The sequence below is a fragment of the Companilactobacillus suantsaicola genome, from assembly GCF_004745525.1.
Classification (GTDB): domain Bacteria; phylum Bacillota; class Bacilli; order Lactobacillales; family Lactobacillaceae; genus Companilactobacillus; species Companilactobacillus suantsaicola.
Window position 1 is genome coordinate 48,334 of the sequence record NZ_RKLY01000002.1, and the last position, 24,714, is coordinate 73,047.

Here is a 24,714-nt window from a genome sequence, read left to right on the forward strand (position 1 = left end):
CAGGTATATCGCTTGCTCTATATTACCATAGCGAACATATTTTCGCCACGATTTTAATCGGAAGTTGTTAGTCTTGGTAACATCAAAAAGATGATCAAACCAATCAAGAATAAGATACTCAATGATGCGGCACCAATCGTTGATTTACCAGTGATTTGTGTCACGATTCCAACCAAAATAGGTCCTAGAACTGCTGAAAATTTACCCAAAATATTATAAAAGCCAAAGAATTCACTACCAGATTCTTTAGGAATCAACTTACCAAAATAAGACCGACTCAAAGCTTGGATTCCACCTTGCGAAGTTCCTACTAAGACTGCTAAAATCCAGAAATCTGTTGCAGTAGTTAGTTTTAAAGCATAAAGACAGATGCCAAAATACAAAACAATTCCTAACAAAATACCGGCACGAGCTGAAACTTGATTAGCCAGCCAACCATACAAAATGGAAAATGGGAAAGCTACCAATTGGACAACCAACAAAACTAACATCAAAGTCGTAGTATTGATTCCCATATCCATTCCAATTGAAGTTGCCATCGTAAAAATCGTATCGACCCCATCAATATAGAAGAAATAGGCCACTAAGAACCAAGCTGCTGCCTTATATTGACGTAGATGAGTCATCGTCTCCCAAACTCGCTTGAAACTGGAAATGACCGGATGCGGATTGGCCGGTAAAGAATAAACTTGATGAACATTTTTTAGCATTGGTAGATAAAAGACTATCCACCAGACTGCTGCTAAGACGAAACTCCACCTTGCCACACCGTAACTTGACAACATCCCAAAGCCGCTAGTCAGTTGTAACACTAAGAATATTATAAACGCCACGACTCCACCTAAATATCCGTAAGCATAACCATTCGACGAAATTGAATCCATCTCATAATTATCAGCCACATCAGTTAAGAAACTATCGTAAAACAAATTTCCAGCCGAATAGCCAATTATCGACAGGATATACACACCTATCAACATTTGCCATTGGCTCGAAGGTACAACTGCCAAACCAAATGTCATGATGATTCCCAAAAAGGCAAAGTAATTCATCAACTTCTTTTTATGATGGGGATAATCTGCTAAAGCACCTAAAACAGGTGCCAAAATTGATACTAATAATGTTCCAAAACTGTTGGCGTATCCCCAAAAAGCTGTCGCATTGGCAGCTGATACTCCAGAGTTTTGCGCAACGGATTTAAAGTAAACTGGCAAAACGGCGGTCGTAACAATAATTCCGTAGCCCGAATTGGCCCAGTCGTAAAAAATCCAACTCCATTGTTTTTTATTAAACCTCATAAATTTCCTCTATTCTCTAAAAACATCTTCAATACAGTTACCGGCTATCTTTTGATCAAACTTTAAGCCTAACAACTTTGCAAAGGTCGGTGCTTCATCCACCAAGTTTGCCTTTTCAACGGTTTGATTCTCTTTAACCATTGGACCATTGAAAATAACTGTCGTTTTGTAACCCGTTTTTTGAGGGTGATATCCGTGAACACCTTGATAGCGGTCAGGATTACCCATCATTTCGGGTGACACTTTTTCAACTACTTGCGGACGATCGCTTTCATCCGTGAAATAGTAACCAGGTTTTGCTTCAACCATCAAGGTACAGTTAGGATCAGCTCCCATAGCAGCGGCTTCTTGAGCTGAATAAATCTTTTCCACACCTTCGATGCTTGCGACTAATTCCTTGAGACGCTCCATTTGGTCAAAATTGCGGGTATAAATGTAAGTACTGCCGTCACAAGTCTTAGCCATTACTGACCATTTTTTCTTGAAAGTTTGATCAGGTTTTGCCGTCAACCAACCTCTCTTAGCAAACATAGTATTCAAGTGAATCATTTTATCAACGTTAATTTGATAATGATCACCCAAGATAACAAAATTGGTATCCTCAAAAGTCCCCGCTCTTTTAGTAGCATCGATTACTTGTTTAACGTGCTTATCTAGCCGGTGCAAAGCTTGCATCGCCTCATCAGAACGAACGCCATAACGATGCCGCATACTATCCATGTCAACTAAATGCAGCAATGTCAAATTTGGTTGTTTGTTTTCAATCGTATCAACCGCACAAGCAGTGATAAATTCATCTAGTTGTGGTTGTTTGATCCCATCACGCAATTTACCGTACTTCTTATCCATTTCCAAAATGAATAAAGGTGAACTAGCTTTCAAAGAAACTAGAACTTGATTAGTCCAAATTCGGTTAGGAAAAATTTCCGCCAAATTGTAAGTTATTTTACTTCCGGCTGTAACGGGCCACAAAAAAGCTGCTGTTTTCAAGCCTTTTTCATGAGCCAAGTCGTACAAAGTAGTTGATTTAACATCTTTTTGATACCAGAACCAATCAGGTGAACGACGTTCTGGTTGAATTTTAGTGTTATTAACAATTCCGTGCACATTAGGATATTGTCCGGTAATGATTGATGTATGTGATGGATAGGTCAAAGTTGGATAGATTCCTTGAACCTTTTTGACCCAGGTTCCACTTTCGACCAATTTATTCAAAGTTGGCAATTCTGATCTGTGTTCATCAATGTCTCTAAATCCTAGAGAATCGAGCGAAATTATAATTAAATGTTGATTGTTAGACAATTCTCTTTCCCCTTTTCACAAACTACATGAAAATATTATATCGCAGTTACGACAGAGTTGTAACGATACAAAAAATAGAATAAGAACAGATTTTTGATTTTGTCTTATGATGTGGCGGTGGTTGATGCCGTCTTCCGCAACAGCTCTGGGAAACGCTGGAACGCGGTGGACGCAACTTGAAGCCAATTCCAGGCCCGGGAATTGTCTCCAAGATTGGTCTTTCGGTAAGTGCTAAAGCACTAACCAAAATTTCACGGCTGAGCATTTCCCAGAGCTGTTGCTCCAGACTGAATTTCAGTTTTTTGCAGTATTCCAGTAAATTCGGAAATTAGATAGACCTCTGTTCAGATTAAATAATTTACTGCTTTATAGTCTGAATACGTTAATATTTTGATTGATTTAATACGATATTAAAAAAAGAGACTTTTACTAGAACATCAGTAATTAGCAATGTCTAGTAACATTCTCTTTTTATTGCTTTTATTATTGTTACTTCTTTTTTAAATGGAGCGAAGCACGATAACTAGTTAATGTGTCAAACCTTACTTTTGAATAGAATTGGTATTCCTAAAAGAATGGAAAACAAATAAAACATAGAAATGAAATTCAGTCCGGAATAGCAAAGTCGATTTGGCTCAGCCGCCAAATTCTTGTTAGTGCTTTAGCACGTACAAGAAGGCCAATCTTTGAGATTTTTCCGAACTTGAAAAAGCTCAAAGTTGTGCCGGCAGCGTTCTGCCAAAATCGACTTTGCTATGGAGGACGGCATACTTCACCCACCCCACAAAAAAAGAGACAAGAATTTTCTTGTCCCTTTAAAGTATATTTAATTTTATTCCCAGCCTTCGATTTCTTTTGCAAAATCTGCTAGTTTCTTTGAAGCTCCTTCTTCAGTGTCGCTCTTAACGCCAACATAGAACTTCAACTTAGGTTCTGTACCAGAAGGTCTGGCAGCTACCCATGTGTCGTCTGCTAAAACATACTTCAGAACATCGGCCTTTGGTAAGCCTGTTTCTTTAGTACCTTCAGCTGTCTTGTCAGTATCATTGAGATAATCGATTGATTCAATGACTTTTACACCGCAAATTTCGTCGATTCCTTCTTCACGAAGTGTCTTCATGATATTAGCCATCTTATCTTTTCCAGAAATTCCTTCAAATGTCTTGGAAATTGTCTTTTCACGATAATAACCAAATTCTTTGTAAAGATCTTCTAGAGCATCATAGATTGTCTTACCTTTTGATTCGTAATAAGCGGCAGCTTCTGCCAACAACAATGTTGATTGCATAGCGTCTTTGTCACGAACGAATGGTTTAACTAGATAGCCATAGCTTTCTTCGAAACCAAAGAGGAATTCGTTACTTCCTGTTTCTTCAAATTGTTCAATCTTTTCAGCAATATATTTGAATCCTGTTAAAACATTGAACATCTTAATATCATATTTATTAGCGATAGCTGTTGCTAATTCTGATGAAACAATTGATTTAACAACGGCTCCGTTATTAGGTAAAGCATTTAGGCCCTTCTTGGCATGTAACAAGTAATTCAAAAGCACTGAAGCAATTTGGTTACCTGTCATCAATTTGTATGAGCCATCAGGTTGTCTAACGGCTGCTCCTAAACGATCAGCATCAGGATCAGTGGCAATTAAAATATTAGCACCGATCTTTTTACCTCGTTCAATTGCCAAATCAAAAGTTTGGGCGAACTCAGGATTCGGAAATGGCGTTGTTGCAAATTCTGGATCAAGAATAGCTTGCTCAGTCACCATATTAAAGTTTTTAAATCCTAACTTTTGGAAGATTCTTGGAGCAATCATCTTACCAGTACCATGAAGTGGTGAGTAGACGAACTTCATCTTGTCACCAATGTTTTCAATCAAATCACGGTTAACAATTACAGTTTCAAGATTCTTCATATAGTTTAGATCGACATCTTCACCAATTAGGGTCAAAAGTTTTTCGGCTCTTAATTGTGTGACTGGCTTTACTTTAATAGCAAACAAGTCGTCAGCTTTTCTAGCAAAGCTAGTGATGTTATCTGATTCCTTTGGTGGCATCTGTCCACCATCTGGACCATAAATCTTAAAACCATTGTATTGCTTAGGATTGTGGCTAGCTGTAATCATAATACCAGCATATGTTGGAATACTTCTTACAGCAAAAGATAATTCTGGTGTTGGTCTGAGACTGTCAAACACATAACTGTGAATTCCGTGAGCACCTAGAACTTTAGCTGATTCATAAGCAAAATCTTGTGAATAGTAACGTGAATCATAACTGATTGCAACACCTTGAGCTTTAGTTGATTCATCCAATGTATCCATGAATGAAGCTAAACCTTCAGCTGCTTGACGAACTGTGTAAATGTTCATCCGATTGATACCAGGTCCAATCAATCCACGCATACCAGCTGTTCCAAACTCCATAGGTTGATAGAAGGCTTCTTCAGCAACTTTATCATCCTTTTTCATTTCATTTAGTTGCTCTTTCATATCAAGATCCAAATCTTTGTAGTCGAGCCACTTTTGCATATTATCTTGCCAAGACATTAACTAAATCCTCCTAATTTGTAAGTACTTACAACTATTATAGCAATCATAGAGTACTATTTATATTTGATTACGACAGTTTAAAAGATTTTTTTTAAAATATCCTTAAAAATTGTCTTCAAATAAACAAATTAGTCGAAATTATTACTGATGATTCTGTTGATGTCTGTGTCATAATATTTCGCTAAAGCAATCAAAGTGTCAATATCTGGCATTCTAATACCTGTTTCATAATGGGACAAAGTTGTGACGTCAATATTAAGATGTCTAGCAACTTCCTTTTGTGTTACATTTCTTTCTTTTCTGAGAATTTTTAAATTTCGAGCAATATTAAAACCGGATTCATTCATTAGCTTATTCATTTTTTTATCAACTACTTCACGCATAAGAATCACTTCCTGTCTTTTACTAATAGTATATGTTTAAACATGTCTATATTCAATCCATATGTTAATAATAATTTTTTCGTTTTTTAGAAAATCCTTGTGCCACAAGCATAAAAAAAGGATTACAAGATGGATACTTCCACCTCATAATCCTCATTATTTAAATTGTAAAAATTAATTACTTAGTTGCTACTGAGTCGTCAGCTAATTCTTGAATGTAGTTGTAAGCTTGTTGTCCGGCAATACCACCTTCACCAACAGCTGTTGCTACTTGGCGTAAATCTTTTTTACGAACATCACCGACAGCAAAAATTCCAGGAACCTTTGTTTCCATATGTTCATTAGTGTTGATCCAGCCAGCTTCATCAAGCACACCTAAATCTTTGAAAGGTGCTGTCATTGGTTGAATACCAACGTAGATAAAAGCACCTTTAGCAGGAACGACATGTTCTTCGCCAGTCTTTTTATCAATGTATCTAACGCCAGAAACTTTATCATCGTCACTCATGATCTCTTTTACATCAGCATTCCAAACAAATTTGATCTTGTCATTCTTGAATGCACGATCTTGTAAAATCTTTTGAGCACGTAATTGGTCACGACGGTGAATAATTGTTACAGACTTGGCTAATTGTGTTAAATAGATACCTTCTTCAACGGCAGAATCGCCACCACCGATAACGGCAACGTCTTGACCTTTGAAGAATGCACCATCACAAACGGCACAGTAAGAAACTCCACGTCCTGATAATTCATTTTCACCAGGAACCCCAATTTTCTTATATTGTGAACCAGTTGCGATAATCAAAGCTTTTGCTTCATAATCTCCGTCATCAGTGTGAATGATCTTTGTATCACCCTTATCTTCAACGGATTCAACTGCGCCATAACCAAAGTCGGCACCGAATTGAGTTGAAGATTTATACATCTTTTCACTCAAATCTGGTCCCAAAATTGATTCAAAGCCAGGGTAATTTTCAATCGCAGCGGTGTTGTTCATTTGTCCACCATAAATACCACGATCAAGAATCATAACTGACAAGTTAGCACGTGAAGCATAAAGAGCAGCGGTTAATCCACCAGGACCTGCCCCAATAATTACTACATCATATGATTTCATCGTCGAAATACCTCCTATTACTCAACAAATATTACCATTAATTTTCGATTTATCAATTAGATTGCTCACAACTCATTATACCAAGGGTCATCTAACATCTTTCGACGATAAATCCAGATACCAATTGCAGCAACGAATAAGACCAATGATAGAATCTGAGAAACTCTTACACCAGGTAAAATATATAAACTATCAGTTCTCATCCCTTCAACAAAGAAGCGCACTGCTGGATACCAAATTAAATAACTTAAAAATACTTCACCACGTTTTAACAGATGTTTACGATTGCGTAACACTAAAATCAATACTAAACCTATCAAATTTCCCATTGATTCATAGAGAAAAGTGGGCTGACGGTAAGCTCCATTGATATACATCTGTTCAACTATAAAATGTGGTAAATGTAACGATTGCAAGAAATCCAAGGTTGTCTTTGCACCAAAGGCCTCTTGGTTCATAAAATTACCCCAGCGACCAACTATCTGTCCGAATAAAACTGATGGGGCAGCAATATCTAACATTAACCAAGGAGAAATATTACGTTTCTTACACAAAACTAGCAACACGATAAATGCGGCGATCAAACCACCATAAATGGCGATTCCTCCGTGCCAAATTTTAATAATTTCTCCCGGATAGGCCATATAATAAGGCAATCGGAAAATCACATAATAAATTCTTGCTCCGACTAGAGCGATTGGTACTCCATACAAAACTAAATCCAAAATATTATCTGGATCTAAATGTTTCCTCTTGGCCTCTCTCATAGCCATGATGACACCAATCAGCGCCCCCATGGCAATAATGACACCATACCAGTGAATTTCTAATCCACCTAATTGTAGTGCAATTGGATTTAATGCTAATAAATCAAAAATCATTACTTACCTTCTCCATCTTTTTCCGACTTAGTTTTTGCTTCATTTTCCTTAATCAGCAAACCAAGATTATCTTCGAATTTCTTTGTTGCGTCATAACCCATCTTCTTTGCACGATAGTTCATTGCTGCAACTTCGATAATAATAGAAATGTTTCGACCAACTTTAACGGGGACGGTAATTTGTGGTACGTCGACATCAAAGAAAGCGCGACTCTCTTCCAAAGTTCCAATTCGATCGTAATTCTTGTCTGCTGACCAATTTTCCAAATTAATGATCAATTGAATCTCACTTTGTGAACGAACGGCTCCGGCACCAAAGAGATTCATCACATCGATAATTCCAATTCCACGAATTTCTAGTAGGTGATTCAAAATTTTCGGTGCTTCACCAACGATTGTTTTCTCATCACGTTGATAAACGTCAACACGATCATCAGCAATCAAGCGGTGACCACGTTTGATAAGCTCCAAAGCTGTTTCACTCTTACCAATCCCAGAATGTCCAGTCAAGAGGATTCCAATTCCATAAACATCGACTAAAACACCATGGATTGACTCTCTAGGAGCTAGCTTTTCATCCAAATATTCGGTAATCATACTGGAAAGTCTAGTTGTTGGTAATTCCGAACCAATTACAGGAACGCGGTGTTCCTTGGCAGCTTTAAGTAGTTCTTTACTAGGTTGAATATTTCTCGAAATTAACAAAACTGGTGTGTCTTCACGACAGATCTCCAACATAACTTTATAACGATTATTGGCAGTCATTGAACGTGAATAAGCTGTTTCCGTTTGACCAAACAATTGAATCCGTTCACTTGGATAATAATCAAAATAACCAGTTAATTCGATTCCTGGACGAGAAATATCAGTTGTAATAACCTTCTTCTCTTTTAATAACTCTTCTCCAGCATAAACCTTCAATTCATTATCTTTTACCATTTGATACACAGTAACAAAATTTGTCATTGCTAACCCCCGTTGATTCATATTTATAATAATTTTATCATTTTAGAAACAAAAAAACGCGTTCTAAACGCGTCTTTGAAAATTATCCATCGTATAACTATTAATAATCGAATGACAAATTGCCAAAATCACTGCTACGACAAGCGCTGAACCAAATCCATTAAAATTAAAGCTGCTTGATCCAACTAACGATGAAGTCATCTCGAGTGTGATGGCATTAATGACAAACGAAAACAAACCAAAAGTTATAAACGTGATCGGTAACGAAATAATATGTAAAATCGGCTTGATAGTCCAATTCAAAATTACTAGGACAAAACTAGCAATAATCGCTGTAGCTAAACTATCAACGATAAACATATTGGGCAACAGACGTGCGATTGCAATAAACAATAGTGTCTGGATTGCCACTTTTATTAGTAACCTCATTTCATACCCTCATTCTTTTTCGAATCAATAATATTTCTTCGGTGATTTCATTCTACGTTTAGTCCGATTATAATCCGTTTCTTGGATATTTCGCTTTTCTGGGATTAAAAAAACGCTGATAACATATACCAAGGCTGGCAAAAAATAAGTAAATGGTAATAAGAAGATAAACGCTAAACGAATCCAAGTTGAGTCTATCCCAAAGAAAGCTCCTAAACCACCACAAACACCAGCCAACATTCGATCGGTACTTGATCTTGTGAGTCTTTTATTCATAAGTTTTCACCTCAACTTGTTCAAAAATATACTACATATTCACTAATTTAGCAATTTTACTCGTCAACATTAGGAATATGCTTCCGATTCAGTTCTACCACATGTCCGGTATTTAAGTAAACTACCCACTCACAAATATTAGTTGCGTAATCACCAACACGTTCCAAGTAACTGGCAACTAGCATGTAAGATGAGCCACTTAAAACATTTTCAACTGTCTTTTGCATATCTTTAATACATAATTCATTGATCAAGGTACTCTTTGCATCGATCTCAACGTCACGGTGGGCCACTTCTTCAGCCATTTTACTGTCTTTTTTCAAGTAAGCTTCAAGTGAGTCTTCAACGATACTAGTACTCATTTCACCCATTTCCGCAATCAATTTCTCAATTTCAGGAATTCTAGTCTCGCCTTTAACTCGAATTGTTTCTGAAGCAATACTTACCGCATGATCGCCCATTCTTTCCAAATCAGAACTTGCCTTCAAAACAGTTACGATCATTCTTAAATCAGATGTAACTGGTTGTTGTAAAGCAATCATTTCGAAAGATTCTTTTTCCAGGTCCATCTCGCGTTTGTTGATCACGTGATCATTTTTGATAACTTCTTTAGCCAAAGATTTATCGTGATCAATGTATGCCTTAACTGATTTCATAATAGCTTCACTGGCCATCATGCCCATTTCTGAGAAGCGTAAATGTAAGTTATTTAATTGTTCTTCGAAAGTAGTGCGCATCTTTTTTCTCCTAACCGAATTTTCCTGAAATGTAATCTTCAGTTTCCTTTTCCTTTGGATTTAAGAAAATATTTTTTGTTTTATCCGCCTCAATTAATTCTCCATTTAGGAAGAAAGCGGTTTGATCGGATATTCTCGAAGCTTGTTGCATATTATGCGTAACAGTAATAATCGTATAATCCTCACGTAAATTTAACATTGTATCTTCCACTTTAGATGACGAAATAGGATCCAAAGCACTAGTTGGTTCGTCTAATAAAATAATATCAGGTTTCACCGCTAAAACTCTAGCAATACATACTCTTTGTTGTTGTCCACCAGATAACGACAAAGCACTCTGATGAAGTTTATCTTTGACATCATCCCAAACAGCAGCATTTTTCAAACTAGTTTCAACAGCTTCATCCAAAACTGCCTTATCCTTAACTCCGGCCAATCTTAATCCATAGATAACATTATCATAAATTGAGAACGGAAACGGATTAGGTTGTTGAAAAACCATCCCCACTTGTTTTCTAAGTGCTACTGTATCGACATTTGGAGAGTATATATTTTTACCATTCAATGAAATAGTTCCAGTGATCGTTACATCAGGGATTAAATCATTCATCCGGTTCAAACATCTTAAATAAGTCGACTTACCACATCCGGAAGGACCGATCAAAGCTGTGATCTCATTTTTATTAAAATCTAAATTAATACCCTTTAAAGCTTCTTTTTTTCCATAAAATAAATGTACATCGGAAGATGTTAAAATTTTTTTTGCCACGATTGAATCTCGCTCCTATCCAAAATGTCCTGAAACATAGTCCTCAGTCAATTTAACTTTCGGACGTGTAAAGATTTTTCTTGTCTCATCAAATTCTACTGCGTGCCCCAAGTGGAAAAAGGCTGTATAATCGCTAATTCTAGCCGCCTGTTGCATGTTGTGAGTCACGATGATAATCGTAAATTGATCTTTTAGATTCAGCATCGTCTCCTCAACATTGGAAGTTGAAATTGGATCCAAAGCACTGGCTGGTTCATCCATCAATAAAATATCGGGTTTCATAGCAATCGCTCTGGCAATACACAAACGTTGTTGTTGTCCACCAGATAACGCTAAAGCGCTCTTATTGAGATCATCTTTAACTTGGTCCCAAAGCGAAGCCTGTTTCAAAGTCGTTTCAACAATTTCATCAAGCTTATCCTTATCGTGCAATCCGTGACGTTTCAAAGCAAAAGTAATATTGTCATAAATTGATTTTGAAAAAGGATTCGGGCGTTGAAAAACCATGCCGATATGTTTTCTAACTTCATAAATATCAACGTTATCCTTATTGATATCTAAACCACGATACATAATTTTTCCTTTGACCGTTGCACCTTCAACGTTATCGTTCATCCGGTTCAATGATCTGAGAAAAGTTGACTTACCTGATCCAGAAGCTCCAATCAGTGAAGTTATTTTGTATCTTTCAAATTGAATAGATGCCTTATGAATCGCTTCCTTCTCGCCATAAAACACTTGCAGATCTTCTGTTTTCATGGCGATTTCATGTTTATCTTCATCCAAATGAAGGATGTGTTCCGTTTGTTCAGTCATATATTATTCACCCGTCATCTTTTTGTAAACTAAATTGCCAATATATCTTGCAAGTAAATTGAAAACTAATACGGCAATGATCAAAACTGCTGAAGCCCCTGCAGAAACTTGGACCGCATCAGGAATCAAACCTTCAGAGTTAACCTTCCAAATATGCACTGCCAAAGTCTCCGCCGGACGCATCAGGTTCAAAGGACTCGTAATACTGAAAACATTGAAATTAGTAAAATCTAGTGGCGGAGCACTCTGACCAGCCGTGTAAATCAAAGCTGCGGCTTCACCGAAAACTCTTCCGGCACCGATAATCATCCCTGTGATAATTCCTGGTAAACTGTCAGGAATAATTACGTGAATCACAGTTTCCCACTTAGAAAGTCCTAAAGCTAAGCCAGCTTCTCTTTGTGATTGCGAGACTGACTGCAAAGAATCTTCAACGTTTCTCGTTAAAATTGGCAAGTTAAACACTGTCAGTGTCAACGCACCTGAGAGAATTGAAAAGCCAAATTTGAAACTAATTACGAAAATCAAGAAACCAAACAATCCAACTACGATTGATGGTAAAGAACTTAGAACTTCAATTGAAACTCTAATCAATTCAACCAATTTATTTTTACCGGCATATTCTGACAAATAAATTCCGGCTGCTATTGAAATTGGAATGGAAATCAGCATTGATAAAATCAATAGGAAAAATGAATTAAACAGTTGAATCCCCACACCACTACCAGCTTGAAAAGCTTTTGAGCCAGAAGTTAGAAAATGCCAATTAACATAACGTAAACCACTGCCAAGGATGTAAACTAATAAACCAATCAAAATCAGAACGATCACACCTGACATAAAGTAAATTACGCCAGTTGCAATTTTATCTTTCGTCTTTTCATTAAACATTAAAATTCACCCCGCTTGGCAATCCTTCTAATAACAAAGTTAAAGAGAAGTGACATTAATAATAGTAAGAGTGCCAATGACCAAAGTGCATTATTGGCCGTTGAACCCATAATCGTATTTCCCATATTCATCGTCAAGACACTAGTTAAAGTCGATGACGGTGAAACAAGATTTTGTGGTAATAACATTGCATTACCAATTACCATTTGCACCGCTAAAGCTTCACCAAATGCTCTTGCCATTCCAAAAACAACTGCTGTCAAAATTCCTGGTGTGGCAGCTCTCAAAACAACTTTATGAATCGTTTGCCATCTAGTAGCACCCAAGGCTAAAGAAGCTTCACGATAATATCTAGGAACTGCTTTTAAAGCATCGACTGACATTGAAGTGATGGTTGGCAAGATCATTACAAATAATACAAATGATCCCGCTAGAATACCAAAACCACTACCGCCAGCAATTTTTCTCACAAATGGCACAACAATCGTTAAACCAATAAATCCATAAACTACTGAAGGAATCCCGACTAATAGTTCAATTACTGGTTGTAAAATTTTTCGGCCCCATTTTGGAGAAATCTCGGTCATAAACAAAGCGGCCGCAATCGCAAAAGGAGTCCCTATCAAGGCTGCAATCAGCGTCACTGAAAACGAACCGACGATCATTGGAGCAGCTCCGACGATTGGATGACCGGCACTATCTAATTTATTTGGAGCCCAAACTGAGTGTGTTAAGAAATCAATTGGATTGACACCATCTTTAATAAAAATCAGTACACCCCTGGAAGCGACAAAACCAATAATAGTAACGACTAAAATAACAATGATGGCAGTAAAACTGAAAGAAATAATTTTACCCCGAGTTTCCCTTTTAGCTGAAACAGATTTCTTAGTTAAACTCTCCTTAATCGGATCTTTCAAATTATTTTACCCCCTTCGAAACGGGCGTAACATTGCCCTTATAGTCTTTTTGATACTGCATATCCTTCATTGGAACATAATTCATCTTTTTAACAACATTCTTTTGAACTTCATCAGTCATAATAAAATCAAGGAATCTCTTCGTCATTCCCGTTGGTTTACCATTGGTATATAAATGCTCGTATGACCAAATCTTCCACTTATTAGTTTCAATATTTTCAATCGTTGGTTTTACGCCATCGACATTAATAGTTTTCACGGTATCGTTTAAATATGGCATAGCTAAATAACTAATCGCCCCAGCCGTATTGTAGACAATTTGTCTAACCATCCCGCTAGAATCTTGTTCTTGTGCCCGAACAAATGGTGTACCCGCCATGACATCACTCTCGAATGATGAACGAGTACCACTACCATCGGCACGATTAATAATAGTAATTGGAAGATCTTGTCCGCCAACTTGTTTCCAATTCTTAACTTGACCAGAAAAAATTTGTTTCAATTGCTTTAAGGTCAAGGATTTAACCTTTACGTCTTTGTTAACTACGGGAACCATACCTACTGCAGCGATTCGATGATCAACAAGTTTTGTGGCATCAATATCTTTTTTCTGCTCTGCATACAGATCAGAATTACCGATATTTACAGCCCCTTGTTGAATCTGGCTCAGTCCTGTTCCGGTTCCGCCTCCTTGGACGTTTACATACTCGTTAGGATTACTCTTAGTGAATTCTTCCCCGGCAAGTTCGACTAACGGTTGAGCAGCTGAAGACCCAACTGCTGTAATAGTTTGTTGGCTTGTGGTGCCTTTGCAACCAGCTAGTATAAAAACGCTACTAAACATAATTGCAAATAATGCGACAAGTCTTTTTTTCAATGTTCTCACCTCTATCCTATCTAGGATAGTACAACAATGTATATTTTTTGTATAAAAAAATGCCATGATAAAATAAATTATTTTATCGTGGCAAAATTTTTATAATGGGATATTGACAGTAAAGGTAGTTCCTAATCCGATATGTGATTCCAAACGAATGTCACCGTCCAAAGTATCCAAAGTTTCTTTAACGATGGCTAATCCTAGACCGGTACCACCCGTTTCCAAACTTCTAGAACGATCAACTCGATAAAATCTTTCAAAAATCCTACCTTGATCAGCTTCAGAAATACCAATTCCTGTATCAGTAATGACAAATTTCAAACGATTTTCAATCTCATCATGATGCAATTCAATATCAATTGAACCATTTTCCTTGTTATAAGAAATAGCATTTTTGATTAAATTACGGAAAATAAGATTGATTTTCTCTTTATTAATCGTTACTTCTTCATTGCCGAAGAACTTCTTATTGATCGTTAAATGATGGTTCTTAATCGCTAAGGACTGTTGCTCAAGTATCTTATCGATATCGGTGTGCAAGTTGATCAATTCAACTTTCGGATTAACCTTCTTGACGCGTGATAGGGATAAAATATCCTGAATCAATTCAGTTAACCTAATGCTTTCACTGTGAATGATCTTTAAGAAGTGATCCAATTTCTCAGGGTCATCTTTTGCACCAGCCAACAATGTTTCTGAAAAGCCTTCGATTGAGGTTACTGGTGTCTTCAATTCGTGGCTGACATTGTTGACGAAATCGACTTGCATCCGTTCAATTTGGCGACTCTGTGTCAAATCATACAAAATAACTAAAACTTGTTGGTCGAAATCTTCACGCGTATGTACTAAGCGAATTACATTGGCATCGACGTACTTTTGCGAATTGCCGACTAACTGAATTTCTCGATGATGATTCTTGTTTTTCTTCAAAGTGTGCTCGATCATCCGACTTAGACTGTAAGTCTTGATATCTTCGATGAAGGGATGAATATCACTGGAAATATTGACATCTAGTAGTGAGGCCATCGCTTGATTGTGCATCAATACATCACCTTGTGAATTCAACAACATGACCCCAATGGGCAAGTGACCAACCAATCCACGAAATCTCCGTTCACGCAAACGGACATCGTCTCGTAATTCATTAATGTCCATACTGATTTTATTAGTTTGTTCAACTAGGCCATATAACTCGTCATCTGGAGATAGAATCAGTGAAGACATCTCTTTATTTTTACGAACACGTCTTAAATTCTCAGTCACACTTTGAATGTCTTTGCTGAGCATTTGACGCTTACGATAATAGAAAAGAATAACTGAATCAGTAATGACAAAGTACATCAAGGCAATTAAAACAAATGTTAATGGTGCCTGACTCCACAAGCGTTTATAGCGTTTTGCCACTACATAACGGGATCCTGACATATAGTACATAATTCTTTCGTTAATACCTGTATCTGAAACATAATTTTTACCAGGTGCAACACGTCCACGATGGAACATGTCATAAGCTTTCTTCTCAAGATAAGTACTTTCTTGATTAGAGTCAACATACTCTAAGCCAGCAATCTTGGCGGCAGTCTCTGGCTGATGATTCTTTCTCAATTCTTGGTAAGAAATTGTTTCTTCAGTAAACATATCCTTTTGTGAATCACGCAAAATGGTATCTGAAAAAATTACTAACACAATAAAGATAACTACCGAAATCAAAATAGCAATAATGGGTCCTATTTTCCTTCTCATCGTTATACCTCTAATATATAACCGAAGCCATGCACGGTTTTAATTATTTGTGGATCTTTGGTGTCCTTTTCAATTTTATCACGAAGGTGGCTAATTTGAATATCAACCATCCTCATTTGTGAATTTGAATTGATTCCCCAAACATTATCAAAAATTTGTTCGCGAGATACAACAATACCTTTATTTCTAATTAAAAATTCTAGTAATTCATACTCTTTTTTCGTTAAAGAGATTTCTTTACCATCCATAACTAAACTTTTAACATCAGTGTTCAATTGAAATTCTTTCTTGTGTTGAACAGAGGTGGTGCGTCGTAAAACAACTTCAATTCTTGCCAAAAGTTCTTTAATACTAAAAGGTTTAGTAATGTAATCATCGGCCCCACTGATCAATCCTTGGATCTTACTATCTTCAGCGTCGACGGCAGTCAAAAAAATCACGGGCGTTAAAATATCGGATTGGCGCATCTTTTTCAAAACTTCCATCCCGTTCATTTTTGGCAACATTTGATCCAATAACATTAAATCAAAATCATCGGTACTGACTTTTTCAAAAGCCATTGCTCCATCGGTTGCAGTACTCACTTGATAGTCATTATTTTCCAAATTATATTCGATCAATTCCAAAATTGCAGGTTCATCATCGACCACTAAGATCTTGCTTTTCATAACTTTTATTTGACTCCTTGTAATTTCCATTGGAGATAAGCGTAAATAAAGGGATCTAAATCACCATCCATGACTGCTTGACCATTTCCGGTCTCATAATTTGAACGATGATCTTTAATCATTGTGTAAGGATGAAAAACGTAGGATCTGATTTGTGATCCCCAACCAATATCCTTTTGTTCCCCTTGAATTTCTGCATGCTTCTTGGCACGTTCTTCTTCTTCTCGTTGGAAAAGTTTAGCCTTCAACATGTTCATGGCAGTCTCTCTATTTTGCAATTGTGAACGTTGAGCTTGCGAACTGACGACGATTCCAGTTGGTAAATGAGTAATTCTAACCGCGGATGAGGTCTTGTTAATATGTTGACCACCAGCACCTGATGATCTGAAGACATCAACTCGTAAATCATCATCATTAATATCAACGTGTATACTATCATCCAATTCTGGCATGACATCAACTGATGCAAAGGAAGTGTGACGACGACCAGCTGAATCAAATGGTGAAATTCTTACTAGACGGTGAACTCCACGTTCGGAACGTAATAATCCATAAGCATTTTTGCCTCGAATCATCATCGTAACACTCTTGATACCAGCTTCATCACCAGGTTGGTAGTCTTCGATTTCAACTGAAAAGTTGTGTTGGTCAGCCCATCGTTGGTACATTCTCAACAACATCGAACCCCAGTCTTGTGATTCTGTTCCACCAGCACCAGGATGAATTTCCATGATTGCATTGTGTGTATCATACGGTTCTGACAATAACATCATTAATTCATAAGCACGAAGCTTTTTTTCCAGATCAGACGATTCGTCTACCATTTGTTGCATCAAATCATCTTCAGGGTCTTCTTGATAAAGTTCCGCGGCAACTTTAATATCATCCAATCCTTGGCTGAGTTCGTTAAAATTATCATACTTATCTTTCATCGCCTTAGTATCATCGATAACTTTTTGAGCCTTGTCATGGTCATCCCAAAAACCTGGTTCAGCCATTTTATTCTCATTTTCAGCAATACTTTCTTCGAGTGACTCTAAGTCAAAGAGACCCCCTGAACTGACTTATTTTGTTTTCCATCTCGGAAATCTTATTTTTAATCTCTCCAAATTCCATTTAATCACCTTTATAAAAAAAGCAGGCCCCAAGGCCCGCTTTTATCTTTCCATATTTTGTCTGATTTCGGCCTTCATGAATAGTCTTGTAACATCATATTCAATATCTGAAACCATTTCTTCAAACATTCTGTATCCTTCTTCTTGGTATTCAACCAAAGGATTCAATTGACCGTAACCACGTAGTCCAATTGATTGACGTAGTTGATCCATGGCATCGATATGATCAGTCCAATGTTCATCAACAACTCTTAGAATAACAACTTTTTCAAATTCTAGCATTTGGGCAGGATCACCAAGTTGTTGCTTCTTTTCTTCATAATTTTTCTTAACGAAGTCCATTAAGTAGTTAACGATTTCGTCTTGTGATTTAAGTTGTAGATCAACGACTGACATTTGATTTTCATTTACTAAAGCAGATTTTGCAAAGTCAGCAATTGCTTCCAATTCCCAATCTTCTTGTTTACCTTGAGTGTGAACATCAACTTGTGCCTTGATAGTACGTTCGATCATTGGCATTAAGACTTTATCAAGATCTTTGTCTTCATTGATTACTTGCATACGTTCTTTATAAATAACTTCACGTTGTTCACGCATAACATCATCATATTGCAAAGTATTCTTACGTGTATCGTAGTTATTACCTTCAACACGTTTTTGAGCTGATTCAACTTGACGTGTCATCATTTTACTTTGGATAACAGCATCGTCATCTTCAATCTTCAAAGCCTTTAGAACACGTTTGATACGTTCTGAACCAAAACGCTTCATCAAGTCATCCTCAAGTGACATGTAAAACTGTGTTACACCTGGATCACCTTGACGACCAGAACGTCCACGAAGCTGATTATCAATACGACGTGATTCGTGACGCTCAGTACCTAGAACACAAAGTCCACCGACTTCACGAACTCCAGGTCCAAGCTTGATATCAGTACCACGACCAGCCATATTAGTAGCAATAGTTACAGCGCCACGTTGACCAGCGTTCATAACGATTTCAGCTTCCTTAGCATGGTTCTTAGCATTCAAGACAGCATGAGGAATACCTTCTTTGTCCAATAACTTGGATAGATATTCAGAAGATTCAACCGCAACTGTACCAACTAGAATTGGTTGGCCTTTAGCGTGACGGCGTTTAATATCTTCAACAACCGCTGCAAACTTACTCTTTAATGTTGGGTAAAGTAAATCTTCTTTATCATCACGAATAACTGGTTTGTTAGTAGGAATTGAGATAACTTCCATGTTATAGATTTCTCTAAATTCTTCAGCTTCAGTTTTAGCAGTACCAGTCATACCAGCTAATTTGTCGTACATACGGAAGAAGTTTTGATAAGTGATGTTAGCCATTGTCTTGGTTTCATCTTGAATCTCAACACCTTCTTTAGCTTCAATAGCTTGGTGCAAACCGTCAGAATAACGACGACCATCCATAACACGACCAGTAAATTGGTCAACGATCTTAACCTCGCCGTCTTGAACCACGTAATCAATATCAAGACTCATAATGAAATTAGCACGCAAAGCTTGATCCAAATGGTGATTCAAAACAGTGTTATCAATATCATATAAATTATCGAGACCGAAGTAATCTTCAGCTTTTCTAATTCCTGTTTCAGTTAAACTGATTGACTTAGTTGGCCAATCAATCTTGTAATCATCTTTTTCAAGTGTTTTGGCAAATCGGTCAGCACGAACATACATGGCAGTAGACTTTTCAGCAGCTCCAGAAATGATCAATGGAGTTCTAGCCTCATCGATCAAAATGGAGTCAACTTCATCGACGATTGCATAGTGCAATGGACGTTGAACCATTTGTTCTTTATAAACAACCATGTTATCACGTAGGTAATCAAAACCTAATTCACTATTAGTTGAATAAGTTACATCACAGTTATAGGCAGCACGCTTTTCTTCTGGGTCCATACTATTGAGGTTCAATCCAACAGTTAAACCGAGCCACTTGTACAATTCACCCATCTCTTTAGCATCACGACCAGACAAGTATTCATTAACTGTAACAACATGAACACCTTTTCCAGCAAGAGCATTTAGATAAACTGGAAGTGTAGCTGTCAAAGTTTTACCTTCACCAGTTTTCATTTCAGCAATATTACCTTCATGAAGTGTAATACCACCAATCAATTGAACTCTAAATGGATAGAGTCCCAAAACTCTTTTGGCACCTTCACGAGCGGTTGCAAAAGCTTCTGGCAAAATATCATCAAGTGTTTCACCATTGGCTAGTCTTTCTTTAAATTTAGGAGTCTTAGCTTGAAGTTCCTCGTCAGAGAGCTTGCTATATTCATCAGCATAGCTTTCGACTTTATCGGCAATCTTGCCCATACGTTTGACTTCTCTTTTATCGCTTTCGACCCATCTTCTTAGCGGATTTGCCATATTTATATATCTCTCCTAAGTGTAATAAACATACTCTTAATAGTAGCATTAATTTTTAAACTTTTAAACTTATTATCTTTAAAATAGACTTTTCAGGAATACAATGATACACCACTTTTACTAATTGTAGTGTTAAGAATACTTTACAAAGTAAAAAAAGTAAGGATTATTTTGGTTCTTGTTTGGTTAAGTATGCCGTCCTCCATAGCAAAGCCGATTTTGGCTGGAACGATGTGGGCCGACTTGGAGCCAATTTCAAAATCGGAAATTGTCTTCAAGCTCGGCCTTATTCTAAGCAACAAGTTGCTAAGAATAATTTCACATCTGAGCCAAATCGACTTTGCTATTCCGGACTGAATTTCACTTCTATGCTTTATTTACTTTCCATTCTTTTAGGAATATCAATTCTATTCATAGATTGCGCCTGATATTTTTATAGTTGAATTGTTTTTCCCATTCAAAATAGAGGTATAAACAATAAAAAATAAGACATCACTAGTTTGCTGCAATACACTGCATTTCTAATAATGTCTTTTCTTATTTTTATCAATTCTAATAACTAAATAACTAAAATTTAACGGATCGTAACATACCCATACAATAAAATAGTCCAATACCTCCCACCAATAGACATGGTATCCTCTTTTGAATTCACCAAATTATTGCATAGATTCAATTTCTAGTCTGGAGCAACATCTCTGGGAAATGCTCAGCCGTGAAATTCTTGTTAATGCTTTAGCGGTTCTCATCTTAGTTTGGTTATAAAAGTTACAGAAATGCTTTATTAATGGTATTTCCATTAGTAGTGACTTCTTGTTTTTCCCATTTTTATGGTAAACAGATAAAAAAATAAAACCGGAATCTAGTCCGGAGTACAATCCCTGTGATGACTCAGCCGCCAAATTTTCCTTATCGCTTTAGCGATTAGGAAAAGACCTAGTTTTGAGATTTTGCGTACTTTGCAAAAGCTCAAAATAGCGTCGGCAGCGTTCCAGCTCATCACAGGGATTGTGCGGAGGACGGCAATTTACACTAACTCACTAACCAAACTAGAGTGAGAACCGCTTTAGCATTTACAAGAAGACCATTCCCGCTTTTGGAATTGGCTTCAAGTTGCGTCCACCGCGTTCCAGCGTTTCCCAGAGATGTTGCGGAAGACGGCATCCAACCACCACCCCAAACAAAAAAAGCCCAAGATAACCATCCCTGATTATCCTAAGCTATTTATTCTCATAAAATTAATACTCTATTTTTCTATTCGTTTGTTTCAATCAAACCGTACTTGCCATCATTACGTTTGTATACAATACTTGCGCCATTAGTCTCTGAATCTTCAAAGATGAAGAATTCATGGCCTAACATTTCCATTTGTAGAACGGCTTCTTGAGCATCCATTGGTTTCAATGAAAGACGTTTTGTTCTAACGATTTCTGATTTATCTTCTTCAGTATCCTTTGGTGTCACATCATCAATAGGAATATCTCTAATGCTGCCACTTTCACGACTCTTACGATTTACACGAGTCTTGAACTTCTTGATTTGTCTTTCTAGTTTATCGATTACTAAATCAATTCCAGCATATAGATCATCGTTTACTTCTTCAGCCCTCAATGTGATATATGGCAATGGAATTGTAACTTCAACTTTTGTACCCTTTGATGGATATGTCTTCAAGTTTACGTGAGCAATAGGATTGCTATCGTCACTGAAATACTTTTCCATTTTAGAAATTCTCTTCTCAACATATTCACGAATTGATGAAGTTACCTCAATATTTTCACCACGTACATTAATCGTTAACATAATAATCTCTCCTTTGCGACGAGTAGGAAATTAAAGAGTATTCTTACTTCTCTTTAATGCAATTATAATATTCTTATGCCGATATGACAACGTTTTCACTATCTTGATAATGAAAACGTGGAAATATTTGTAAATCCACGTTCAAAAAATATATCATGAGCGTGCATCAAAGTCCGCCCTGTCGTATAAATATCATCTAAAATTAAAATGCTCTGATCTTTTGATAATTGATTGATTGCCGGTTGGGCAAAAAACGTTTGTGGCGTTTTCATTCGCTCCAAACGATTTTTTTGTGCTTGAGGTTTATCGGCATCTTTTTTGCTCAAGAGGTTTTGTAAATCAAAAATGTCTGCGTACAATTCATAAACCGGATCAAAGCCACGTTCTTTTAAATGACCAGGGCTTGCAGGAATATATGTAACTACATCAAAGTGATTTTTCAAAGACCAACTCTTTATATCTTGATAGAACAATTTGGCTAACAAGATATCTCCATACCTTTTATACAGCTTAAAGTAGCTGTGTATGAATTGATTATACTCAAACAAAGCTTGATGGCAATTGATTTTATGATAATTTTTCTCCCAAATCTGACAATCAGAACAAATTCCTCCACTTTCAGGTTTAAAACATCTCGGACAGTTATCCCGATTTATCAAGGGTTTCAACTGTTGTCGACAAAAATTGCAGATATAATTTGGTGTGATTGGTGTCAAAGAAAATATTTCTATAATTTTTAAATTATTAGTTATTTCTGAACCACAATTTAAGCATTTCATTTTTTTGTCTGTTGGTTAAGTGAATTTATTTCGGCACACGCTTGCTTGATCTGCAAATTGTAATAATAATAATAAAAGTGCACTTCATCATCAAATGAATCCTTACCACGCCCAGCACGTCCAGCAATTTGAATTAACGAAGTTTTCGAAAATTCTTTAGCATCGGCATTCAGTACTATCACCATGATTTTTTTGAAAGTTACACCTCGTTCTAAAATCGTCGTGGTCAAAATGACTTGAACTTGCCGCTCACGAAACTTCTGAACTTTTTCTAAACGCTGTGGATCTTTAGAACTGACCGTCACAAACGTTAAATTTGGAAATTCTCGATGCAATTTTTTTGAAAAAGCCAACATTTCAGGAATTGAAGGAAAAAATAGCATTACACGGTGATTTTTAAAAGCTTGCTGCAAATGAAATTTTAAACGCGGATTAATACCTAGAAAATCAATTTTTTTGAATAACAAATGACACCTTGGCTCCGGTAAAGGATGACCGTGAAATCTTTGATACAATTTAGTCAGTGAAATTTTTTTATTTTGCACTTCACTAATCAACTCTTTTGGAGGAGTTGCAGATAAGTAAGTAATCATTCCTGTTTTCTTTTTCGCTTTTTTAATAGCTTTATGCAACATCAAACTACGGGCTAAAGGATAGGAATCTACTTCATCGACAATTAAAACATCAAAAGCTTTTTCAAATCGAATCAATTGATGCACCGTCATGACAGAAATCTGCGTCAGATGATACTTCTCCAAACTTTGACCGTGAAATAACCCAATCGAAGTATTAGGGAAAACCTTTTGTAACCGCGGAAATAATTCAATACAGACATCCACCCTCGGTGAACAAATAGCAATCCTCTGTTGATTTTTCAAAGCTTGTTCAATTAAGGGAAAAGTCATCTCCGTTTTACCAGCTCCTGTCACTGCCCAGACTAAATGATCACGATGTTTTTTAAAGGCCTCTGTAAGCTCTCTGACACCCGTTTCTTGATTGGTTGTCAACTTACCATCCCACTTCAAATATTGACTCTGAACTGGAAATTTAAGTCCTGACGGCGTAATCAACAGTCGATCGTCTGTATTAATTTTCCCAAGATTGATACAATTACGACAATACTTGGTTTCACTAATTGGCATCAAACAGCGACGGCAATAAACTTGCTTGTCCTCCTGATAAGTCGCTGAATAAATTTTTGCCCCATACACAAGCAGTGTCGAGATAGTATCTGAATCCAAATCACGCAAATTAAATATGCGTCCACCTAAGTACTCTTCTAAATTTGTCATACTCTAAATTACGTTAAAAGGAGAAATTATTTTTGGAAAATTATAAAACAATTGCCAAAACTGGTAGTTTCGAAAAAGATATTAAGAAATCACGCTTTATCGCCCACATCGCTCAGACTAATTCTGAAGCTGAAGCTAAGGCGTTCATTCAAAAAATCCGTGAACAAGAATCCGGTGCGACCCACAACTGTACAGCCTATATCGTCATGGAAAAGATTAAAACTGAAAGAATGTCCGACGATGGTGAACCTAGTGGTACAGCTGGTTCTCCGATTTTGAACGTCCTACAACAACAAGACCTACTAAATGTCTGTGTCGTAGTAACAAGATATTTTGGTGGTATCAAATTAGGTGCCGGTGGTTTAATCAGAGCTTATTCATCAACCACGGCTGAAGCCATCAGAGATATTGGTTTGGTAGAAAATCGGATTCAACAAGGTTTTGAATTAACAATTCCCTACCACCTTTTCGACAAGTTTGAAAATTATGCTAAAAACGAAAAAATCATTTTAGAAAACAAACAATTCGCAGCCGACATTAAATGTGAGATTTTCTTGGATCTAGATACTACAGATCAAGCCATCCAGGATATAAAAGACCTCTTTCAAAATCAAATTACGCTAAAAGAAACCAAAAAAACTTACAAACAAGTTCCCATTGAGGCTAATTAAATTCACATTAATTGCCGTT

General features: G+C 36.8%; 23 protein-coding genes. 1 reads left to right on the top strand and 22 read right to left on the bottom strand.

All coding sequences use genetic code 11. From position 1 onward, the window contains the following. Positions 1-53 precede the first annotated feature (53 nt). The 22 genes from EGT49_RS01005 to EGT49_RS01110 all read right to left on the bottom strand — a co-directional run bounded on the left by EGT49_RS01005 (position 54) and on the right by EGT49_RS01110 (position 24,024). Positions 54-1,298, bottom strand: a complete 1,245-nt coding sequence (locus tag EGT49_RS01005) for an MFS transporter (RefSeq protein WP_135371098.1) — start codon at positions 1,296-1,298, stop codon at positions 54-56. 9 nt (positions 1,299-1,307) lie between these two features. Beyond that, positions 1,308-2,600 (bottom strand): alkaline phosphatase family protein, encoded by a 1,293-nt coding sequence (locus EGT49_RS01010; RefSeq protein ID WP_135371099.1) that lies wholly within the window; start codon positions 2,598-2,600, stop codon positions 1,308-1,310. Positions 2,601-3,432: 832 nt separating this feature from the next. Then, positions 3,433-5,151 carry a phospho-sugar mutase gene (locus EGT49_RS01015; protein ID WP_135371100.1) on the bottom strand — a complete coding sequence of 573 codons (1,719 nt, stop codon included), beginning with the start codon at positions 5,149-5,151 and terminating at the stop codon, positions 3,433-3,435. A gap of 131 nt (positions 5,152-5,282) precedes the next feature. Further along, on the bottom strand, positions 5,283-5,537 hold the full coding sequence (locus tag EGT49_RS01020; protein WP_135371101.1) for a helix-turn-helix domain-containing protein: 255 nt from the start codon (positions 5,535-5,537) through the stop codon (positions 5,283-5,285). Positions 5,538-5,715: 178 nt separating this feature from the next. After that, complete coding sequence (gene trxB, locus EGT49_RS01025; RefSeq protein ID WP_135371102.1) at positions 5,716-6,657, bottom strand: thioredoxin-disulfide reductase; 942 nt, start codon at positions 6,655-6,657, stop codon at positions 5,716-5,718. Positions 6,658-6,722: 65 nt separating this feature from the next. Further along, positions 6,723-7,538, bottom strand: a complete 816-nt coding sequence (lgt, locus tag EGT49_RS01030) for a prolipoprotein diacylglyceryl transferase (RefSeq protein WP_135371103.1) — start codon at positions 7,536-7,538, stop codon at positions 6,723-6,725. Beyond that, positions 7,538-8,503, bottom strand: a complete 966-nt coding sequence (gene hprK / locus EGT49_RS01035) for an HPr(Ser) kinase/phosphatase (RefSeq protein ID WP_135371104.1) — start codon at positions 8,501-8,503, stop codon at positions 7,538-7,540. The genes lgt and hprK overlap by 1 nt, the downstream gene beginning before the upstream one ends. 63 nt (positions 8,504-8,566) lie before the next feature. Next, positions 8,567-8,932 (bottom strand): phage holin family protein, encoded by a 366-nt coding sequence (locus EGT49_RS01040; RefSeq protein ID WP_135371105.1) that lies wholly within the window; start codon positions 8,930-8,932, stop codon positions 8,567-8,569. A gap of 24 nt (positions 8,933-8,956) precedes the next feature. Beyond that, positions 8,957-9,208, bottom strand: coding sequence for a PspC domain-containing protein (locus EGT49_RS01045; RefSeq protein WP_135371106.1), 252 nt, complete (start codon positions 9,206-9,208; stop codon positions 8,957-8,959). 56 nt (positions 9,209-9,264) lie between these two features. Continuing rightward, positions 9,265-9,945 (bottom strand): phosphate signaling complex protein PhoU, encoded by a 681-nt coding sequence (gene phoU, locus EGT49_RS01050; protein WP_135371107.1) that lies wholly within the window; start codon positions 9,943-9,945, stop codon positions 9,265-9,267. Positions 9,946-9,955: 10 nt separating this feature from the next. After that, positions 9,956-10,714 carry a phosphate ABC transporter ATP-binding protein PstB gene (gene pstB, locus EGT49_RS01055; RefSeq protein ID WP_135371108.1) on the bottom strand — a complete coding sequence of 253 codons (759 nt, stop codon included), beginning with the start codon at positions 10,712-10,714 and terminating at the stop codon, positions 9,956-9,958. Between the two features lie 15 nt (positions 10,715-10,729). Continuing rightward, the gene (pstB, locus tag EGT49_RS01060) at positions 10,730-11,530 is read right to left on the bottom strand and encodes a phosphate ABC transporter ATP-binding protein PstB (protein WP_135371109.1); all 801 of its coding nucleotides are present in this window, start codon (positions 11,528-11,530) and stop codon (positions 10,730-10,732) included. Positions 11,531-11,533: 3 nt separating this feature from the next. Further along, entirely contained in the window at positions 11,534-12,421 is an 888-nt protein-coding gene (gene pstA / locus EGT49_RS01065) for a phosphate ABC transporter permease PstA (RefSeq protein WP_135371110.1), read from the bottom strand. After that, complete coding sequence (gene pstC / locus EGT49_RS01070; RefSeq protein ID WP_135371111.1) at positions 12,421-13,341, bottom strand: phosphate ABC transporter permease subunit PstC; 921 nt, start codon at positions 13,339-13,341, stop codon at positions 12,421-12,423. Before pstC ends, pstA begins: the two co-directional genes overlap by 1 nt. A 1-nt stretch (position 13,342) precedes the next feature. After that, entirely contained in the window at positions 13,343-14,185 is an 843-nt protein-coding gene (locus tag EGT49_RS01075; RefSeq protein ID WP_167849715.1) for a phosphate ABC transporter substrate-binding protein, read from the bottom strand. A 132-nt stretch (positions 14,186-14,317) separates the two neighbouring features. Continuing rightward, entirely contained in the window at positions 14,318-15,964 is a 1,647-nt protein-coding gene (locus EGT49_RS01080; protein WP_135371113.1) for a sensor histidine kinase, read from the bottom strand. Positions 15,965-15,966: 2 nt separating this feature from the next. Then, the gene (locus EGT49_RS01085) at positions 15,967-16,632 is read right to left on the bottom strand and encodes a response regulator transcription factor (RefSeq protein ID WP_135371114.1); all 666 of its coding nucleotides are present in this window, start codon (positions 16,630-16,632) and stop codon (positions 15,967-15,969) included. 5 nt (positions 16,633-16,637) lie between these two features. Continuing rightward, a protein-coding gene (gene prfB / locus EGT49_RS01090; RefSeq protein ID WP_135371115.1) for a peptide chain release factor 2 occupies positions 16,638-17,748 on the bottom strand; the annotation gives its coding sequence in 2 pieces (ribosomal slippage) (positions 16,638-17,675 and positions 17,677-17,748; 1,110 coding nt in all). Positions 17,749-17,789: 41 nt separating this feature from the next. Further along, positions 17,790-20,150, bottom strand: a complete 2,361-nt coding sequence (secA, locus tag EGT49_RS01095; RefSeq protein WP_135371116.1) for a preprotein translocase subunit SecA — start codon at positions 20,148-20,150, stop codon at positions 17,790-17,792. Positions 20,151-21,404: 1,254 nt separating this feature from the next. Beyond that, on the bottom strand, positions 21,405-21,953 hold the full coding sequence (gene hpf / locus EGT49_RS01100; RefSeq protein WP_135371117.1) for a ribosome hibernation-promoting factor, HPF/YfiA family: 549 nt from the start codon (positions 21,951-21,953) through the stop codon (positions 21,405-21,407). Between the two features lie 98 nt (positions 21,954-22,051). Next, positions 22,052-22,396, bottom strand: coding sequence for a ComF family protein (locus EGT49_RS12570; RefSeq protein WP_246013767.1), 345 nt, complete (start codon positions 22,394-22,396; stop codon positions 22,052-22,054). A 332-nt stretch (positions 22,397-22,728) separates the two neighbouring features. Further along, positions 22,729-24,024 (bottom strand): DEAD/DEAH box helicase family protein, encoded by a 1,296-nt coding sequence (locus EGT49_RS01110; RefSeq protein WP_135371119.1) that lies wholly within the window; start codon positions 24,022-24,024, stop codon positions 22,729-22,731. Between the two features lie 32 nt (positions 24,025-24,056). Between EGT49_RS01110 and EGT49_RS01115 the strand changes: the two genes are divergently transcribed. Next, complete coding sequence (locus EGT49_RS01115; RefSeq protein ID WP_135371120.1) at positions 24,057-24,695, top strand: YigZ family protein; 639 nt, start codon at positions 24,057-24,059, stop codon at positions 24,693-24,695. Positions 24,696-24,714 lie beyond the last annotated feature (19 nt).

What these genes read in the sequence shown, in the direction of transcription:
- EGT49_RS01110 (WP_135371119.1), bottom strand. Translation starts at nt 24,024, where the DNA reads ATGACAAATTTAGAAGAGTACTTAGGTGGACGCATATTTAATTTGCGT.
- pstB (WP_135371109.1), bottom strand. Translation starts at nt 11,530, where the DNA reads ATGACTGAACAAACGGAACACATCCTTCATTTGGATGAAGATAAACAT.
- EGT49_RS01085 (WP_135371114.1), bottom strand. Translation starts at nt 16,632, where the DNA reads ATGAAAAGCAAGATCTTAGTGGTCGATGATGAACCTGCAATTTTGGAA.
- hpf (WP_135371117.1), bottom strand. Translation starts at nt 21,953, where the DNA reads ATGTTAACGATTAATGTACGTGGTGAAAATATTGAGGTAACTTCATCA.
- trxB (WP_135371102.1), bottom strand. Translation starts at nt 6,657, where the DNA reads ATGAAATCATATGATGTAGTAATTATTGGGGCAGGTCCTGGTGGATTA.
- hprK (WP_135371104.1), bottom strand. Translation starts at nt 8,503, where the DNA reads ATGACAAATTTTGTTACTGTGTATCAAATGGTAAAAGATAATGAATTG.
- lgt (WP_135371103.1), bottom strand. Translation starts at nt 7,538, where the DNA reads ATGATTTTTGATTTATTAGCATTAAATCCAATTGCACTACAATTAGGT.
- EGT49_RS01005 (WP_135371098.1), bottom strand. Translation starts at nt 1,298, where the DNA reads ATGAGGTTTAATAAAAAACAATGGAGTTGGATTTTTTACGACTGGGCC.
- EGT49_RS01075 (WP_167849715.1), bottom strand. Translation starts at nt 14,185, where the DNA reads ATGTTTAGTAGCGTTTTTATACTAGCTGGTTGCAAAGGCACCACAAGC.
- EGT49_RS01040 (WP_135371105.1), bottom strand. Translation starts at nt 8,932, where the DNA reads ATGAGGTTACTAATAAAAGTGGCAATCCAGACACTATTGTTTATTGCA.
- EGT49_RS01020 (WP_135371101.1), bottom strand. Translation starts at nt 5,537, where the DNA reads ATGCGTGAAGTAGTTGATAAAAAAATGAATAAGCTAATGAATGAATCC.
- pstA (WP_135371110.1), bottom strand. Translation starts at nt 12,421, where the DNA reads ATGTTTAATGAAAAGACGAAAGATAAAATTGCAACTGGCGTAATTTAC.
- EGT49_RS01045 (WP_135371106.1), bottom strand. Translation starts at nt 9,208, where the DNA reads ATGAATAAAAGACTCACAAGATCAAGTACCGATCGAATGTTGGCTGGT.
- phoU (WP_135371107.1), bottom strand. Translation starts at nt 9,945, where the DNA reads ATGCGCACTACTTTCGAAGAACAATTAAATAACTTACATTTACGCTTC.
- EGT49_RS01015 (WP_135371100.1), bottom strand. Translation starts at nt 5,151, where the DNA reads ATGTCTTGGCAAGATAATATGCAAAAGTGGCTCGACTACAAAGATTTG.
- EGT49_RS01080 (WP_135371113.1), bottom strand. Translation starts at nt 15,964, where the DNA reads ATGAGAAGGAAAATAGGACCCATTATTGCTATTTTGATTTCGGTAGTT.
- secA (WP_135371116.1), bottom strand. Translation starts at nt 20,150, where the DNA reads ATGGCAAATCCGCTAAGAAGATGGGTCGAAAGCGATAAAAGAGAAGTC.